Source organism: Winogradskyella sp. 4-2091 (assembly GCF_045765065.1).
In the GTDB taxonomy this organism is placed as follows: domain Bacteria; phylum Bacteroidota; class Bacteroidia; order Flavobacteriales; family Flavobacteriaceae; genus Winogradskyella.
This window is the reverse complement of sequence record NZ_JBJKOD010000003.1, coordinates 127,420-145,577: the sequence shown is the minus strand read 5'-3', so window position 1 is coordinate 145,577 and position 18,158 is coordinate 127,420. Positions and strand designations below refer to the sequence as shown.

The window sequence follows — 18,158 nt, the reverse complement described above, 5'->3', positions numbered from 1 at the left end:
GCGCGCTTTTAACGGTTTCTAAATTATTCGTAATCAGTTTAGCAATAAGTACTATAAAATCGTTTTTTTGAGATTGAATTTCATTTCTAATACTCTCGTTATCTTTAGGAATTTCTGAAACCGTTTTTATACACCAACAGCCATTAAAATCTTTATCTTGATAAAACAATTGCAAGAAATCAAATATTGCCAAAATCTGGGCTTTCCCCTTCGGTTTTGACGTCGTAAACACTTCAAAATCTTTTAGAAAATTGATATTCTTATGCTGAAGATAAGCCAAACAAATCTCCTCTTTGGATTTAAAATGATTGTAAAGGGTTGCCTTAGCAATGCCCGCTTCTGCTATAATTTGATTGATACCTGTAGAATTATACCCATTCTTATAAAATAAAAATGAGGCCGTTTCTGTAATTCTATCTTTGACTTCGGCATGTTTCATGATGCAAATATATACAATATTTTTAAAAACAGACAGGTCTGTCTGTTTTTATTTGTATTACAATAAAAATAGATGATAAATGACCTCAATTAGAAGTAAGAGGAAAAATTTAATTCAACTTATAAACAACATCATGTTCCTTTAAACCATTTAACAATTCCTGAGAAATCTTAATTTTATTCTTCCGGCTTGGCATTACAACTTTTATTTTTTCAGCATTATCATAAACAATAAAATTTAAGGTTTGATTACCTTCATGAAATTTAATTAAATCGTACAGTACAGAAATGGTGTTGGTTTCTAAATCCCTAATGTTAATTTGAATAGATAACTTTTTAGCATAAGTATCCATAACATCATGTAACAACTGGAAACTATTAAACTGAATTCTTGGATCACCTTTTTTACCTGTATCTCTGTTTACCCAACCTTCGCGAACAAAAGCGCGTACATACACAAATGAGTTAATGACAAAAAAGTGTCTAAACTTTAGATAATCTTCACCAAATATGCGGAATTCATGACTGTCCGTATAATCCTCTATTGTAAAAATAGCCCAACCTTTGCCTTGCTTGCTTACACGATGCTGCACATCAGTGACCACGCCTCCAAAAGTTACTTCTTTATTAACTATAGCTTCCAAGTTACTAAAATGCGCAACCACTCCGTTACAAAAGGTTTTCATTTCAGTTGAAAAATCATCTAATGGATGCCCAGAAATGTAAATACCAACTACTTCTCTTTCGCGAGATAATTTTTCCATGGTGCCCCAATCTTCACAAGGTGGAACCACTGGTTCTGCTATTTGGACATCACTAGCTTCACCAAATAAACTTACTTGAGCAGAATTTTCATTTTCTTGATGTTTAGCACCATATTTTACAGCCTTTTCTAAAAAGGTAATTCCATCACCTTCGTGTGCAAAATATTGTGCTCTATGCGTTTCTGGCCAACAATCAAATCCACCTGCATTTGCTAAACCTTCAAAGGCTTTTTTATTGGCTGCACGTAAATCTATACGTTTTGCTAAATCGAAAATAGATTTGTAATGTCCATCTTCTTTTCTATTATCTACAATGGTTTGCACTGCACCATGACCAACACCTTTAATGGCTCCCATTCCAAAACGAACCGCATTATCTTTATTTACCGAAAACTTATAAAAACTTTCATTAACACTTGGACCTAAAACTGGTAATCTCATCCGCTTACATTCTTCCATAAAGAAGGTAACGGATTTAATATCATTCATGTTATTAGATAAAACTGCAGCCATATATTCTGCAGGATAGTGTGCTTTTAAGTAGGCCGTTTGGTAGGCAATCCAAGCATAGCATGTTGAGTGCGATTTATTAAAGGCGTAACTTGCAAAGGCTTCCCAATCTTTCCAGATTTTTTCTAATTTTTTAGCATCTAGACCTTTCGCGCTTGCTTGCTCTATAAATTTTGGTTTCATTTTGTCCAAAACCGCAATCTGCTTTTTACCCATTGCTTTTCTCAAAACATCGGCTTCACCTTTGGTAAAATCTGCTAATTTTTGAGACAAAAGCATTACTTGCTCTTGGTAAACGGTAATACCATAAGTTTCTTTAAGGTACTCTTCCATTTCTGGCAAATCGTATACAATCTCTTCATCACCATGTTTACGCGCAATAAAACTTGGAATATATTCCATTGGACCAGGACGATACAAGGCATTCATGGCAATTAAATCATCAAAAACCGTTGGTTTAAGATTCTTCATGTGTTTTTGCATTCCTGGCGATTCATACTGAAACACACCAACCGTTTCTCCACGTTGGAATAACTCGTAGGTTTTTACATCATCTAGCGGAAAATTTTCTGGGTCGAGCAAAATATCGTGCTTTGCTTTTACAATCTTAACCGTATCTTTAATTAAAGTTAAGGTTTTTAGACCCAAGAAATCCATCTTCAATAAACCTGCATCTTCAACGACAGAATTATCAAATTGAGTGACATATAAATCGGAATCTTTTGCCAATGACACCGGAACATAATTGGTAATATCACCTGGAGTAATAATTACTCCACAGGCATGAATACCAGTATTTCTTACCGAACCCTCTAAAATTCTGGCTTGGTTAATGGTTTCGGCTTGTAAGTCGTCACCATCTGAAATATTTAATAATTCATTAATTTTTTCTAAATCCTCAGCCCTAAATTTTTTAGCGAGTTCCTTTTCATCTAAACCAAAAATCTTTCCGAGTTTAGACATTAAAGGAATTAATTTAGCAATATGATCCGCTTCATTTAATGGCAAATCTAAAACTCTGGCTGTATCTCTAATAGATGATTTAGCTGCCATGGTGCCGTAAGTAATAATCTGCGCTACTTGGTTGGCACCATATTTTTCAATTACATAATCCATAACACGACCACGACCTTCATCATCAAAATCGATATCGATATCTGGCATACTTACACGATCCGGATTTAAGAAACGCTCAAAAAGTAAATCGTATTTAATTGGATCTATATTGGTAATCCATAAACAATAAGCCACTACAGAACCTGCTGCAGAACCACGACCAGGACCAACGGAAACATCCATATTTCTGGCTTCGCGAATAAAATCTTCAACAATCAGAAAGTAACCAGGATAACCTGTTTTTTCAATAACAGCCAATTCAAAATCTAAACGTTCTTCAATTTCTGGTGTAATGTCGCCATATCGAATTTTAGCGCCTTTGTATGTTAAGTGTCTTAAGAAAGCATTTTCACCACGCTTTCCGTTATCTGCTAAATCTTCTTCAAACTTAAATTCCTCAGGAATATCAAAAGCAGGTAATAATACATCTCTTGCTAACTCGTAAGGTTCAATTTTATCAACAACCTCTTGAATGTTTACAATCGCTTCAGGCACATCTTTAAACAAGGCCTTCATTTCTTCAGACGACTTAAAATAATATTCCTGATTAGGTAAACCATAACGATAACCACGTCCGCGACCAATTGGTGTGGCTTGCTTTTCTCCATCTTTTACACAGAGTAAAATATCGTGCGCATTGGCATTTTCTTGGTCAACATAGTAGGTGTTATTTGTGGCAACCAACTTAACATCGTGCTTTTTTGAAAACTGAATCAACACAGGATTTACACGATTTTCATCCTCCTGATTGTGACGCATTATTTCTAAATATAAATCGTCACCAAATGTTTCTTTCCACCACAATAATGCTTCTTCGGCTTGGTTCTCACCAACATTTAAGACCTTACTTGGTACTTCTCCATAAAGATTTCCTGTTAAGCAAATTAAGTCTTCCTTATATTGTTCTATAAGTTTTCTATCTATTCTTGGTACATAATAAAAACCATCTGTAAAAGCGGCAGACGATAATTTAGCCAAATTGTGATAGCCCTTTTTATTTTTAGCCATTAACACAATTTGGTAGCCATTGTCTTTTCTTGTTTTATCTGCATGATTTTCGCACACAAAAAACTCACAACCAATAATTGGTTTTATGATTTTACCTTTCTTTTCTAAACCCGCTTCTTCTGCCTCTTTATGCTGTGCTTTTACTTTTTTATTATGTCCAGAAACTGCACTAACAAAGTGAAAAGCGCCCATCATATTTCCATGATCCGTCATCGCAACAGCTGGCATATTTTCTCTAGCTGCAGCAGCTACTAAATCCTTAACACTAATAGTAGATTGAAGAATGGAATACTGCGAATGGTTATGCAAATGCGCAAAATCTACATCCTTTATTTGCGATGCTGCTTCTTTATCTACAACAATTGGTGTAGCTTCAGATTGCTCTTTTTGAAGGCGTGCGTTAATTTTTGCACTTGCCTTCTTTAAATTTATGTGTTTTAAGTTGATGAGCTGAATCTCAGCTGGATTCTCTTGTGTATATTTTTCAAAATATTCTGGCTCAACATCTAACTGCTCTTTAGTGTATTGCTTACGTCTTATTAACTCTAAAAAACAACGTGTAGTCGCTTCAACATCGGCAGTTGCATTGTGCGCTTCTGCAAATGGCTGATTAAATAAATACTCGTGTAATTCTGTTAAAGTTGGTAATTTAAACTTTCCGTATCGTCCACCTGGCAACTGACATAGTTCTGCTGTATGTTCTGTACAGGTATCTAAAACTGGCAATTCTTGAAGCGGATTTGTAACGTCTTCACGTACAAATTCGGCTCCCATAATATTTAAATCGAACTTTACATTCTGTCCAACAACAAATTTGGTTTTTGATAAAGCAATATTGAATTTCTCTAATACTTCTGCCAATGGAACACCTTGCTCTTGGGCTAGTTCAGTTGAAATGCCATGGATTTTCTCAGCATCATACGGAATATTAAATCCTTCTGGCTGTACCAAATAGTCTTGGTGCTCAATACAGTTTCCCATACCATCATGCAATTGCCATGCAATTTGGATACATCTTGGCCAATTATCCGTATCTGTAATTGGTGCATCCCAACGTTTTGGTAATCCTGTGGTTTCTGTATCGAATATTAAGTACATATTGTAGCGTTCAAAAAAATTATGGTTTTAAGCTTTATAACAAGCTATAAACCAAGTACTGAAGCACGTTCAGCATCTCAAAATAAAATAGCATATAAAATTACATAGAATTTCAACTTATCTGCAATGAATTTATAAAGAGTTTTAAACATAAAAAAAGCCAGCTCTTAGAGCTGACTTCTTTATTAAATTTAATGCTTATTAAGACACTAATTCCTCGTGGACTTTTTCGGTATTAATAGCGGCTTGAATTGCATTTTTATGCTTAATTAATAAGCTATCGATAGATGGTGGTAAATGTCGTTCTTGTAACAAATCATTATACTCATCTAAACTTGCTTCTTCGCCTCTAATAGCCTCTTCTAAAATGGACTCTTCATTATTAGAACTGAAAGTAGATTTTAAACTCATCCAATTACGGTGTAAAGTTCCTTTTAAGCTACCTGTTTCTTCTGGTATTTCTCCATACCTTAATATTTCTAACCTTAATTCTTTAGCGAAATCACTTCGTTCTGAAGCTCTACGTTTAAAATACATCTTCAATCGGTCGCTATCTACATTATCAATAGCGTTGAGATATCCTTTTTCGGCATCGTAATTTTTAATTAATAATTCGTTTAACTTATTTGAAATTTCTTCTGAATACTTCATTCTATCTTTTATCATTTTAATTTCAATACCATTATTTTTTGATGCGTATTGTTTAACATCTAGTTATTCCAATATAACCATCATATAAGCCTACAACAAATGAATTAACATCTTTAACAAAGGTTTGATAAGTCTTTAACAAAAAAAAAGCGCTACTCCTAGAAGTAACGCTTTTTAAATATGTCTAAAGTGTATTTATGCTTGTAAATAGTCTGGTACACCATCGCCATTTGTATCTGTAGCATCGTCTGGATTACCGTCTGCATTAGGATCTGGATTCTCATTGATAGTCAATATGCCATCGCCATCATCATCGTTATCTAAATAATCCACATCGCCATCACCATCTGTGTCTGCCGGATTTCCATCGACGTCAACAGCTTCATATTGCGTTAAGACACCGTCACCATCATCATCATTGTCTAAATAATTTGGTATTCCATCGCCATCTGTATCGTCATCTTCAAAATCATCGTTACCATTGAAATCTTCAAATACATTTGGTATTCCATCACCATCATCGTCACCACAATCTAAAGCATCAATTTTTCCTTGAATACTACCATCTTCATCTCCACAAAATTCAATTTGTTCTAATAAATATAGTTCGTATTGTGCACACTTCTCGTTATAGTTACCAATTGTAGCATTTGCGTATTGGGTATTTGCTTCTTCTACATTTGAGGTAGCATGATCACAAGTAATTGTACAATCACCTAAATCATCTATTTGAGCTTGTATCAAATTATTTTGGTCACCACAATAGCTTTGTTGGCTAATTAATGCTTCAGTATAAGAATTACAAGCAGCAGAATAAGCATCACTTGAAATAAATTCTAAACTAGAAGCAGTTGTAGCTTCAAATGCTAAAAGAGCAGCATCTACCGTAACCTGAATATCGTCACATGTAATTGGATTGGTTGGTATTTCACCAGATACTAAAGGAACTTTGTAAAAAATACCGTTTGTAAAGCCTACGGAGTTTAATCCATCTTCATCAAAAGCCAAAAACTTATAAGATCCTGTAAACGTTTTATTTACTAAATCAATATCACTTATATAAATCTCGCCAAGCTCTGGATATATTGAAACACTTTCATCTGGTCTATTATTAGTAGAGTAAATGGTTCCGAAAGCATCTTCATACTGTGCTTCAATAGCATCTACATCTCCGACCACAAAAGGCGCATTCTCAGAAGTTTCTACAACTGAAGGAACAGTTAACCTAACTACTTCATAATTATTAGTACCAGTTATTGTTAAAAATCCATTAGATTCTATACTAGCTGAAAAAGCACTAGCTCTCCACAATGCATTTTCGCGATCACCTTGAAATGCAGGCGAATTAAATTGCACTTCGTCACCACAACTAAAGACAGTTAAAAAAACAAGAGATAGGAGGATTAGTTTCTTCATGTGTAAATTGGTCTTTTATCTTTGTCTCATATAACGAAACAAGAGTCCCAAAAGTATAATAATTTTTTATATTGAGCATAACTAGATTTTTTCTTTTAGTTAAAAAGAGGTTCTTTTAGTTAAAATGTATTTAATACATTGAGTTTCCTAAAATTATAGTATCTTTGCGCCCTCATTAATAACAGAGGTCGAGAACCTCACTAATTAATTATTATGCCTGTAAAAATTAGATTACAAAGACACGGTAAAAAAGGAAAACCTTATTACTGGATCGTAGCAGCGGATTCACGCTCAAAAAGAGATGGTAAATACCTTGAGAAATTAGGTGCTTACAATCCTAACACAAATCCTGCAACTATTGAATTAGACGTTGATGGTGCCGTAACATGGTTACAAAATGGTGCACAACCAACTGACACAGCAAAAGCAATTTTATCTTATAAAGGTGCTATGTTGAAAAATCATTTAGCTGGTGGTGTTAGAAAAGGTGCTTTAACTGAAGAGCAAGCGCAAGCGAAGTTTGATGCTTGGTTAGAAGAAAAAACAGCTAAAATCGCAGCTAAAACTGATGGTTTATCTAAAGCTGATGCAGAAGCGAGAGCTAAAGCATTAGAAGCAGAAAAAGCAGTAAACGAAGCGCGTATCGCAGCAGCAGCTCCTGTTGTTGAAGAAGTAGCTGAAGAAACTGCAACGGAAGAAGCAGCAGCTTCTAACGAAGAAGAATAAAAAAATATTTTTTATACTTTTAAACCCAGACTATTTTAGTCTGGGTTTTTTATTGCATAAAATCCCATAATGATTTTATATCATAATTATCATAATAATGAGGATCATATAAAGTATTGAAATAACTATTATAAGGTTTCCGTCTTCACGGGAATAACACACCAAGAAATTGTCATGAAAAAAAAAGATTGTTTTTATTTAGGAAAAATTGTAAAAAAATACAGTTTTAAAGGCGAACTCTTAGCCAAGCTAGACACAGACGAACCAGATTTATATGATAATCTAGAGGCTATTTTTATAGACCTTAGAGGGAATTTAGTGCCTTTTTTTATTGAATCTTCTCAATTACACAAATCAGATTTATTGCGTTTAAAGTTTGAAGATGTCAACTCTGAAGAAGATGCAGACGCTTTAATAAAAACTGAATTGTATTTACCATTAGATTTACTACCTAAACTTGAAGGTGACAAATTCTATTTTCATGAAGTTATTGGTTTTAACATTAAGGACAAAAATTTTGGAACAGTTGGTACCATTACCGGAATTAACGACACCACAGCTCAAGCCTTATTTGAAATTGATAGAGATGGTATTGAAATTTTGATTCCGATGAATGATGAATTTATTGTTAAAGTAGACCGAGAAAATAATACTATAGAAGTAGATACACCTGAAGGATTAATTGACTTGTATCTCGAAGAATAATGAGTTCATTTCCTTTTAAATTTAAACAATTCTCAATCCTCCAAGATAAGTGTGCCATGAAAATTGGCACAGATGGTGTTTTACTTGGCGCATGGACATCCGTTAAAAAAAATCCTTATTCCGTATTAGATATAGGATCTGGTACAGGCGTTTTATCTCTTATGATTGCTCAACGAAGTAACGCTCAAAATTTAGAGGCTATTGAAATAGATGCTGATGCTTACGAGCAGTGTGCAGAAAATTTTGAAAATTCATTGTGGGCAGATCGTCTATTTTGCTATCATGCGTCATTATTAGAATTTGTCGAAGAAGTAGAAGACAAATTTGATCTGATTATTTGTAATCCTCCTTTTTATACAGATGATTTCAAATCTAAAAATGAATCTAGAGATTTGGCACGCTTTAACGATGCTATGCCTTTTGAACATTTAATCTACGCTGTAGCCAATTTACTTTCTGAAGATGGCATTTTTTCGGTAGTTATTCCTAAAAAAGAAGAAATTCATTTCATAAAACTAGCATCAGATCTTCAATTATTTCCTCAGCGAATACTTCATGTTAAAGGGAATCCTGAATCAGATATAAAAAGGAGTTTAATCGAATTTTCATTTATAAAAAATGAAATCAAAACTTCAGAATTAATTATAGAAACAAATAGACATCAATATACTGAAGCCTATATAAAACTAACTAAAGAATTTTATCTGAAAATGTAATCTAGCTTTTGCACCATGAAAACGTTTTCGTTACTTTTGTTGAACTTATAAAATAACAGCTTTTATTTTATTAAATTATCAAATTTAGAAGCTATAAATATCAAATTTAGAATGAAACCAGATTTATTCGAAGCACCAGATTATTATAACCTTGATGAATTACTAACTGAAGAGCACAAATTGGTTCGTGATGCAGCAAGAGAATGGGTAAAACGTGACGTTTCTCCTATTATTGAAGAATATGCTCAAAAAGCAGAATTTCCTAAACAAATTGTAAAAGGTTTAGCGGAAATTGGTGCTTTTGGCCCTTACATTCCTGAAGAATATGGTGGTGCAGGTCTAGATCAAATTTCTTACGGATTAATAATGCAAGAAATTGAACGCGGTGACTCTGGCGTACGTAGCACAGCATCTGTTCAGTCTTCATTGGTAATGTATCCTATTTGGAAATATGGTAACGAAGAACAACGCCAAAAATATTTACCAAAATTAGCTTCTGGTGAATGGATTGGCTCTTTTGGATTAACAGAACCAGATCATGGTTCTAATCCTGGTGGCATGGTTACTAACTTTAAAGACAATGGTGATCATTACCTTTTAAATGGTGCGAAAATGTGGATTAGTAATTCACCATTTTGTGACGTTGCTGTTGTTTGGGCTAAAAATGAAGAAGGAAGAATCCATGGTCTTATCGTAGAACGTGGTATGGAAGGTTTTTCTACTCCAGAAACTCATAATAAATGGTCACTACGAGCAAGTGCAACTGGTGAACTTATTTTTGATAATGTAAAAGTACCTAAGGAAAATTTGTTACCAAACAAATCTGGTTTAGGTGCTCCATTAGGTTGTTTAGATTCAGCACGTTTTGGTATTGCTTGGGGAGCAATTGGAGCAGCTATGGATTGTTACGATACAGCGCTACGCTACAGTAAGGAACGTATGCAATTTGGTAAACCGATTGGACAGTTTCAGCTTCAGCAAAAGAAATTAGCCGAAATGATTACAGAAATCACTAAAGCGCAATTATTAGCTTGGCGACTTGGTGTAATGCGAGAAAATGGTACTGCAACTTCTGCACAAATATCAATGGCAAAACGAAATAATGTAGAGATGGCAATTAACATAGCTCGTGAAGCAAGACAAATGTTAGGAGGCATGGGAATATCTGGTGAATACAGCATTATGCGTCATTCTATGAACCTCGAAAGTGTAATCACTTACGAAGGCACACACGATATTCATTTACTTATTACTGGCTTAGATATTACTGGGCTAAATGCATTTAAATAGATAAAAAATATTTTTTATTAAATAAGGCTTACGTTAATAACGTAGGCCTTTTTTAATTTTCATAAACTGATTTTTGACAGCTTTTTTGATTCTTCTCTATCCTAAATTTGTACAGAATTAAATTATCAAGTAACATTTAACAGTATGGAATACACAAGGAAAGAGCTTATTCAATTTATTAATTTACAATTAGCCGCAATAGGACAACCCATATATAAAGATGCAGAAAACAGTGAAGAAAAATTCTGTGATTCAGAGTTTGAATTGTTATCTCAAGGTTTAATTAGAAGTTTACGTGAAAAGTCTAGACTGTTAGCAAGTCATTTATGTCCTGCAGATGCAAGAATTCAAAACTTTATAGATGACTATTTAAAAGATATTGATTTAGGCAATTCATTTGTACTTCCAAATAACACACTAGTATTATCAAGAAAAGGACAAGCTAGAGAAGCTAGTTTACCACCAGATGGCACATCATTTGAAAGTGATTTAATTACGTCTAAACGCATTAAACAAGGTGTACTAAATAATCCGTTGCATGATAAAAGAACAACTAAAGGTACATTTCATATCGTTGAAGGTAATTTACCTGTTCCTTTAGATAAAAAAGAAGTACCCAAAGTCGTTTTAGCTCATTTCTTGCGTGCTGCCTTTAATCCTTCAAAAGAGCTTACAACTTTACCATTTACTGCAAACCAAGACACAAAAGCAGAAACCATGGTTTCTATGTTATTAAGACCTGTTGTTAGCCCTGAAGTTAAAGGTGTAATTTCACAAAAATCCTTAGAAGTTCGCTTTTTCGCTCCAGGTACTTTAGTCAGTAATTTAGACTTTGTTGAGTCAATATTTGGTAATGCAGGTGATCCTAATTTAGCACATAATGATGCGGCTTTGGATCCTGAACATTGGACAGGTCACACAGGATGTATTGTTTTAGCACCGCAACTTTTAACCTTAAAAAAGAAAGATGTAGGACTTCCTCACTACGACCTTGCAACAGAACGTCAAAGAAAAGATGGTATGTGTTGGACAAATGAAAATGAACTTTATAATGATGGAGGCGCATTTAAAATAACGTGTAGAGACGAGAGAGGTGTTGTGGTAACACTAATTGCAGATAATTATTTTGGTTACTCTAAAAAAGAAATAAAAACTCAAATTAGTTATTCTGCTAACTTATACGGTTTAGCCGAAGAGGAACATGCTGGTGGTGCAATTGCTTATGCAAGACGCGTTATGGGAGAAACTGTAGACAGCACTGATTATGCTACATATTATGGTTTAGATCATACTTTTGAAGAAGTAAAAAACTTAATTTCAGATAGAATTGACGTTCAACCAGAAAACTATGCGATAGATAAAAATTATCCTAATATCATTTATATACCTGAATCATCTTATTTCAACATTGCAACTAATAGTATTTCATGGGACTTTAAAGGTCAAAAACAAAAACTTACTTTATCACCACTAAAAACATATATTCACCCGTCTGGAAATAAATTAAGACTAGAAAAACATAAGTCTATTAATTTATGGCGTATGGTTGAAACGTATCCTGAAGGTGTTTTCTGCCATAAACCATGTACAGTATCGGGAGGCGGAAAATCAGAGATTTCAAAATCAATGCAGAATGCCATTACTTATAGTCCTTTCAATATTCATAATATAGAGGAAGATTTTGAGAAAGCTGATGAAATTATCGAGTTTAATTATTCAACTCGTTGGAAAACTAAAGATCCCAACAGACCAATTTCTAGATCTCTATTAAGTGAAAAAAGAACATTAGGATCTGTAGTAAAATTATTAACGCCTAATGAGGAAAACTCAGACGAATTCAATGCATTTTTAAATAACATTCCTGTTCATATTCGTTCATTAGTGCTGTTTGTAAAACGATTATTCAGACAAGCTCATGGTGCAAATTTAAATTGGAAAGACATGATGTCTGTGGAATTCATCAATGGTGTAAAAGGCACTTCACTAATTTATAACCATACGCCTGTTGTTGGTAGCTATGTGAGAATTGGATTTAATGGAGATGGCAACTGGATGCTAAACAAACTCCGTTCTGATTTCTCTGCATGTGAGAAAATTCAAACCGAGGACGACATAACGGCTTCTATTACGTTACCAAAAGAACAATTTAAGAACCTAAATCCAGAATACACCAATAAAAGTGTAAAGGTATTAACCAATTGTGAGGCCCATTTATTCCAAAGACCAGATGAAGCTATTGTGAGAGGTTATGATAAACTTGCCGAGTTAGATATTATTACTGACGGAAGGTTTTTAACCAATTACGAAATGTTGAATAAACAAGACGCAATTGCTATCTATGAAGACACCATAAATTATGACAAATACACACAACCTGTAAAAGATTTTATCAAAGAAATAATTGATTCTAATGAAGAAGATGTACAATTTGTGTTGCCTTCTCATCCAAGAATTGTAAATGGAGAACCAACCAAAAACCCACGTTATTTAGAGCCTAATAAATTCTATTCAGAAACCGAAGCCACTTATATTTCAGATATTGGAGTTCGTTTGTGTAGAAGAATTAAGCCTGAAGACCCAGTAATTCATGTTGTCAATGCTGTTTTACCTGGCAGAAGAAATAATCCTGCAGATAGAGAAGCAGGCATTAGACCTTTGGCTGTGTACAACCCAATTCATTATCAAGAAACTCCAGAATTGTTTATGGACTTTATCTGTAGCTTAACAGGTAAATCACCATCTACTACAGGAGCTGGTTCTGAAGGTGCGTTAACTAAAGCGCCATTTAATATGCTAACACCAACAACGGATTTAAACAATGCGCTTTTATCTCATATTTTAACAGAGTCTAACGGATTTAGTACTGCTGCTGGTTATGTTGGTGCAGAAAACAAAATAGATCATGATGTGAGTCTATTGATTCCTGAAATTTGGGCAAGAATGGCACCAGAAGATAGAGATCCTAAAAATTTAATTACAAATGGATCTTTAGAAAAACTCGAAGACTTTGAGCACAATGGAGAAATAGTATTAGCAAGTCGATTAGGCTACAGAATAACAAAGCGATTCTCTTTATTGTGTTTAAACAGATTGTTTGATGAGCCTACTGCTGTATTCAATGAAAGAATGCTTAAACCAGAATTGCAAAATTTTGAAGATTTCGTAGATGGTATTAACAACATCGTTGAAGCTCAACAAAAAGTGGCTTTAAATTATTTTGAAGATGGTAGTATTGAAGCGGCAATTCCACCATTAAAAATCTTACTGAACATTATGGCGTATGGACATTATGAAGGTAAGTCTATAAGTGATCCTGAATTACGTCAATATTTCAATAGAGATTATGTAATTAATTCAGACTGGTATAAAGAACGATTAGCTTTAAAACAACAAAAAGATATAGCATACTATAGTTCTCAAATTGCCTATTTAGAGGCTTTTATTAAAGAACCAATTAATGATGTTTTAGTAGAAGAAATGCAATTGAATAATCGTTTAAATACAACGAAGCAATTATTCGAAAACATTAAATCTACTGACTATTTAAATCATTTAGCAGGTACAATTGGTGTAGATCCTTTATATAAAAAATAATGTGATACCTTAATTTTGTTAAACACATTATTCAAATAAAAAATGCTTCCTCTAAACGGGAAGCATTTTTTGTTTAAATTTACTTTATGTCTTCAAAAACCAGATTAGATCGCGCTTATAAAAATGCAAAACGCATTAGATTTAATGATGCTTCTAAGTTTATTTTATTTAGTGATTGTCATCGTGGAGATAATAGCTTTGCCGATGATTTTGCAAATAATCGTAATATATATTTCCATGCCTTAAGACACTATTATTCTGAAGGTTTTGAGTATTGTGAATTAGGTGATGGTGATGAATTGTGGGAAAACTTATCATTTGAATCTATCTTCCATGCTCACAAAAACGTTTATATGCTTATGAAGCAGTTTCATGATGAAGAACGTTTACATATGATTTGGGGAAATCATGATATGGTGTATCGGGATCCCAACTATGTTGAAAAACATTTATCTACTTATTTCGACCCAAAGACAGGTAATTATGAAGATCTATTTTGTGGCATAAACTATCATGAAGGTATTGTTTTAGAACATGCTGAAACACAACAAGAGTTATTCTTAACTCATGGTCATCAAGCCGATTGGTGGAATTTCTTATTCTGGAAATGGAGTAGATTTATGGTTCGTGTGCTATGGAAACCGCTAAACGTAATGGGAATTGCAGACCCTACAAGTCCGGCAAAAAACTATACAGAGTTAATTAAAATAGAACGACGAACTAAACGTTGGATCACAGAAAACAATAATCTTATCACTATCGTTGGCCACACACATAGACCACGTTTTCCTGAACCAGGAGACATCGCTTATTTTAATGATGGTAGTTGTGTACACCCAAGAAGTATTACAGGTCTTGAAATTGAGAATGGCGCTATTTCGTTAATTAAATGGCAAATTATTACCTCTGAAGATGGTAATTTAAAAATTGATCGGTTTTTACTTGAAGGACCTACTAAGTTGATTGATTATAAGACTAAATAACCTGAGTAAATATATATTCTAATTTACTCGAGCTCTTTTGACTATAATATTTTTAGAACTATCCTGAAAAGATTTCACTTTGAAACTTAAATTATCGAAGGCAATTAGAATTTTACCTATCTCTAATTTTTTTTAAGTCGTATCTGGTTAATGAATTTAACTCTCAGGCGCTAACTCTACAACTAGACCTTCCATGCCTGGCGTCATCTGAATTTGGCATCCTAAACGCGAATTATCCTTTACATCGAACGCCTCAGAAAGCATCGCCTCTTCATCATCTTGCATTTCTGGTAATTCTGTATCGCTTAACACGTAACACTGACAAGATGCACACATGGCCATTCCACCACACACACCTATAGTTCCTTCTGGAGCCAGCTCATAAGAACGAACGACTTCCATTAGATTCATTGCCATATCTGTAGGCGCTTCAATGTGATGCTTTTCACCTTCTCTATCAATGATTGTAATATTTATATCAACATTTTCCATTACTCAATTGACTTTACAACAGCTTTGGGTGCTTCTTTTCGCGTACCATCAAAACCATCTACTCCTGAAACCGTGGTGTACTTTAATACAAAACGTTTTCCTGGATTAATAATTTGATAAGCAGACTGACACATTAACGTTGCTTCATGAAAACCACAAAGGATTAATTTTAATTTTCCTGGATAGGTGTTTACATCACCTATAGCATAAATTCCCGGTATATTAGTTTGGTAATCTAATGCATTATTTACTTTAATAGCATTTTTTTCTATCTCAAGTCCCCAATTTGCAATAGGTCCTAACTTAGGAGATAAGCCAAATAAAGGAATGAAATGATCACAATTTAGTTCAAACTCTTTTTCAATATGCTGTGCTTGTTTTACAACTACTGCTTTTACTTTATGATCTCCAACAATACCTACAACTTCTGCAGGAGTAATTAAATTTATTTTTCCTTTATTCTTTAACTCTTGTACTTTTTCTACAGAATCTAAATGACCTCTAAATTCAGTTCGTCTATGAATTAATGTAACCTCAGCTGCTATGTCACTTAAAAATATACTCCAATCTAAAGCTGAATCTCCTCCTCCTGCAATAACAACTTTTTTATCTCTGTAAATTTCGGGATCTTTAATAATGTACTCTACACCTTTATCTTCAAAATCAGTAATATTATGAATTTTAGGTTTGCGAGGCTCAAAACTTCCTAATCCACCTGCAATAGCAACAACTGGCGCATGGTGTTTAGTTCCTTTGTTTGTGGTTACAATAAAAGTTCCATCGTCTTGTTTGTCTATTGTTTCTGCACGTTCTCCTAGCGTAAATCCTGGTTCAAACTGTTTACACTGTTCTAATAATCGTTCTGTAAGATCACCAGCTAAGATTTCTGGATAAGCCGGAATATCATAAATTGGCTTTTTAGGATAAATCTCAGAACATTGTCCACCAGCTTGTGGTAATGCATCAATTAAATGGCATTTTAGTTTTAAAAGACCAGCTTCAAATACAGTAAAAAGTCCTGTCGGTCCTGCACCAATGATAAGTATATCTGTTGTAATCATGAAAATAAAATTGAATACTAAATTAATAATGTCAATTTGATAGTAATGTGACAATTGTCACATTACTTTTCTACATTAATAACTTTTTCTATTTGAGGAGCATATTTTTTTATAGTCATCTCAACTCCAGATTTTAAAGTCATTTGGTTAACACTACAAGATGTGCATGCACCTACCAATTGAACCCTTACAAACTTATCATCGTCAATAGACAATAAATTAATATCTCCACCGTCACTTTGTAAAAACGGACGGATTTCGTCTAATGCTTTTTCAACATTTAATCTTAGATCTTCTGAGTTCATTTATTTCTTTTTAACTGCAGAGCAACCTGCCATTGTTGTAATTTTTATTGCTTCGGTTGCTGGTAAATCTTCGTTTCTATTAACAACTTCTTCAACAACATTTCTTGTAATAGCTTCAAAAGCTTCTTCTATAGGCGTAGCAGTTTGTAACGCAGCTGGCCTTCCAACATCTCCTGCTTCTCTAATACTTTGTACAATTGGCACTTCTCCGATAAATGGAACTTTAAGGTCTTCTGCTAAATGTTTAGCACCTTCTTTACCAAAAATATAGTACTTATTATCAGGTAGTTCTTCTGGTGTAAAATAAGCCATGTTTTCAATAATACCTAAAACTGGTACATTAATACTATCTTGCTGAAACATTGCCACACCTTTTTTAGCATCTGCTAAAGCTACATTTTGAGGTGTACTCACAATCACTGCTCCCGTTATTGGCAATGCTTGCATAATACTTAGATGAATATCACCAGTTCCTGGAGGTAAATCGAGAAGTAAAAAATCTAATTCGCCCCAAGCTGCATCAAAAATCATTTGATTTAATGCCTTAGACGCCATTGGTCCTCTCCAAATAACCGCCTGATCTGGTTTTGTAAAAAAGCCTATTGACAGCACTTTTACTCCATAATTCTCTACGGGCTTCATTTTAGATTTTCCATCTACGTTAACAGATAGAGGTCTTTCGTTAGCTACATCGAACATTATAGGGATCGAAGGACCATAAATATCAGCATCTAAGACACCAACTTTAAATCCCATTTTTGCTAAAGTAACAGCTAAATTCGCTGTCACTGTAGATTTACCTACACCACCTTTACCAGAAGCAACGGCCACTATATTTTTAATTCCAGGAATAGCCTTACCTTTTATCTCATTCTTAGGTTGAGCAGCTGCTGCATCAACTTTTACATTCACTTTTATTTTTGCCTTTTCATAAACCTCTTTGTGAATGGTTTGTAAAATCTCAACTTCGGTCTTTTTTCTTGCTTGAAGACTTGGATTTTTAATAGTAATATCTACAATGACTTCATCTGCAAAAGTGACAACATTAGTTACCGCTCCACTATCTACCATATTCTCACCTTCTCCTGGTGCTGTTATAGTTTTGAGTGCGTTAAGTATATCTTGTTTGTTTAGTTTCATATTATTTTGACAATGAAAATATTAAATCTTTCAATTAGAAGACTTTAGTTTATTCTCAAACTAGAAATATTTGCATTCTTATTAAGATTAATTCTAAAAGCAAAGATACTGCTAATAGTTTAGATTTTGAAGTAGATAAATTGAA

General features: G+C 33.8%; 14 protein-coding genes. 6 read left to right on the top strand and 8 right to left on the bottom strand.

What is annotated here, in order from left to right:
- From ACJBCC_RS05230 to ACJBCC_RS05215, 4 genes are all read right to left on the bottom strand, one after another.
- Positions 1-439: TetR/AcrR family transcriptional regulator (locus tag ACJBCC_RS05230; RefSeq protein WP_407556570.1), on the bottom strand; the 439-nt coding region annotated here is incomplete at its 3' end.
- A 109-nt stretch (positions 440-548) separates the two neighbouring features.
- A complete protein-coding gene (dnaE, locus tag ACJBCC_RS05225; protein ID WP_299102241.1) occupies positions 549-4,934 on the bottom strand; it encodes a DNA polymerase III subunit alpha in 4,386 nt (1,461 codons plus the stop codon).
- A 201-nt stretch (positions 4,935-5,135) separates the two neighbouring features.
- Complete coding sequence (locus ACJBCC_RS05220; RefSeq protein WP_299102243.1) at positions 5,136-5,585, bottom strand: PA2169 family four-helix-bundle protein; 450 nt, start codon at positions 5,583-5,585, stop codon at positions 5,136-5,138.
- 195 nt (positions 5,586-5,780) lie between these two features.
- Positions 5,781-7,001, bottom strand: coding sequence for a DUF6252 family protein (locus ACJBCC_RS05215; RefSeq protein WP_299102245.1), 1,221 nt, complete (start codon positions 6,999-7,001; stop codon positions 5,781-5,783).
- Between the two features lie 213 nt (positions 7,002-7,214).
- On the opposite strand from ACJBCC_RS05215, the gene ACJBCC_RS05210 reads away from it, so the two are divergent.
- The 6 genes from ACJBCC_RS05210 (at position 7,215) to ACJBCC_RS05185 (ending at position 15,015) form a co-directional block, all read left to right on the top strand.
- Positions 7,215-7,727, top strand: coding sequence for a 30S ribosomal protein S16 (locus tag ACJBCC_RS05210; protein WP_299102247.1), 513 nt, complete (start codon positions 7,215-7,217; stop codon positions 7,725-7,727).
- Between the two features lie 174 nt (positions 7,728-7,901).
- Entirely contained in the window at positions 7,902-8,432 is a 531-nt protein-coding gene (rimM, locus tag ACJBCC_RS05205; protein ID WP_407556569.1) for a ribosome maturation factor RimM, read from the top strand.
- 56 nt (positions 8,433-8,488) lie between these two features.
- Positions 8,489-9,148, top strand: coding sequence for a tRNA1(Val) (adenine(37)-N6)-methyltransferase (locus tag ACJBCC_RS05200; protein ID WP_299102250.1), 660 nt, complete (start codon positions 8,489-8,491; stop codon positions 9,146-9,148).
- 111 nt (positions 9,149-9,259) lie between these two features.
- On the top strand, positions 9,260-10,438 hold the full coding sequence (locus ACJBCC_RS05195) for an acyl-CoA dehydrogenase family protein (RefSeq protein WP_299102253.1): 1,179 nt from the start codon (positions 9,260-9,262) through the stop codon (positions 10,436-10,438).
- Between the two features lie 144 nt (positions 10,439-10,582).
- A complete protein-coding gene (locus ACJBCC_RS05190) occupies positions 10,583-14,032 on the top strand; it encodes a hypothetical protein (RefSeq protein ID WP_407556568.1) in 3,450 nt (1,149 codons plus the stop codon).
- Positions 14,033-14,118: 86 nt separating this feature from the next.
- On the top strand, positions 14,119-15,015 hold the full coding sequence (locus tag ACJBCC_RS05185; RefSeq protein ID WP_407556567.1) for a serine/threonine protein phosphatase: 897 nt from the start codon (positions 14,119-14,121) through the stop codon (positions 15,013-15,015).
- A gap of 156 nt (positions 15,016-15,171) precedes the next feature.
- Here ACJBCC_RS05185 and ACJBCC_RS05180 read toward each other — a convergent pair whose 3' ends face one another.
- The 4 genes from ACJBCC_RS05180 to ACJBCC_RS05165 all read right to left on the bottom strand — a co-directional run bounded on the left by ACJBCC_RS05180 (position 15,172) and on the right by ACJBCC_RS05165 (position 18,013).
- Positions 15,172-15,507, bottom strand: coding sequence for a ferredoxin (locus tag ACJBCC_RS05180; RefSeq protein WP_407556566.1), 336 nt, complete (start codon positions 15,505-15,507; stop codon positions 15,172-15,174).
- The gene (locus ACJBCC_RS05175; protein WP_407556565.1) at positions 15,507-16,568 is read right to left on the bottom strand and encodes an NAD(P)/FAD-dependent oxidoreductase; all 1,062 of its coding nucleotides are present in this window, start codon (positions 16,566-16,568) and stop codon (positions 15,507-15,509) included. Before ACJBCC_RS05175 ends, ACJBCC_RS05180 begins: the two co-directional genes overlap by 1 nt.
- Before the next feature lie 62 nt (positions 16,569-16,630).
- A complete protein-coding gene (locus ACJBCC_RS05170) occupies positions 16,631-16,873 on the bottom strand; it encodes a NifU family protein (RefSeq protein WP_299102261.1) in 243 nt (80 codons plus the stop codon).
- Positions 16,874-18,013: a P-loop NTPase gene (locus ACJBCC_RS05165; RefSeq protein ID WP_407556564.1), complete on the bottom strand. Its 1,140-nt coding sequence runs from the start codon at positions 18,011-18,013 to the stop codon at positions 16,874-16,876.
- Between the last annotated feature and the right edge of the window lie 145 nt (positions 18,014-18,158).

Bases quoted from the DNA above. Each gene is read 5' to 3' on its own strand.
- dnaE (WP_299102241.1), bottom strand. From the start codon at position 4,934: ATGTACTTAATATTCGATACAGAAACCACAGGATTACCAAAACGTTGG.
- ACJBCC_RS05220 (WP_299102243.1), bottom strand. From the start codon at position 5,585: ATGAAGTATTCAGAAGAAATTTCAAATAAGTTAAACGAATTATTAATT.
- ACJBCC_RS05215 (WP_299102245.1), bottom strand. From the start codon at position 7,001: ATGAAGAAACTAATCCTCCTATCTCTTGTTTTTTTAACTGTCTTTAGT.
- ACJBCC_RS05210 (WP_299102247.1), top strand. From the start codon at position 7,215: ATGCCTGTAAAAATTAGATTACAAAGACACGGTAAAAAAGGAAAACCT.
- rimM (WP_407556569.1), top strand. From the start codon at position 7,902: ATGAAAAAAAAAGATTGTTTTTATTTAGGAAAAATTGTAAAAAAATAC.
- ACJBCC_RS05200 (WP_299102250.1), top strand. From the start codon at position 8,489: ATGAAAATTGGCACAGATGGTGTTTTACTTGGCGCATGGACATCCGTT.
- ACJBCC_RS05195 (WP_299102253.1), top strand. From the start codon at position 9,260: ATGAAACCAGATTTATTCGAAGCACCAGATTATTATAACCTTGATGAA.
- ACJBCC_RS05190 (WP_407556568.1), top strand. From the start codon at position 10,583: ATGGAATACACAAGGAAAGAGCTTATTCAATTTATTAATTTACAATTA.
- ACJBCC_RS05185 (WP_407556567.1), top strand. From the start codon at position 14,119: ATGTCTTCAAAAACCAGATTAGATCGCGCTTATAAAAATGCAAAACGC.
- ACJBCC_RS05180 (WP_407556566.1), bottom strand. From the start codon at position 15,507: ATGGAAAATGTTGATATAAATATTACAATCATTGATAGAGAAGGTGAA.
- ACJBCC_RS05175 (WP_407556565.1), bottom strand. From the start codon at position 16,568: ATGATTACAACAGATATACTTATCATTGGTGCAGGACCGACAGGACTT.
- ACJBCC_RS05170 (WP_299102261.1), bottom strand. From the start codon at position 16,873: ATGAACTCAGAAGATCTAAGATTAAATGTTGAAAAAGCATTAGACGAA.
- ACJBCC_RS05165 (WP_407556564.1), bottom strand. From the start codon at position 18,013: ATGAAACTAAACAAACAAGATATACTTAACGCACTCAAAACTATAACA.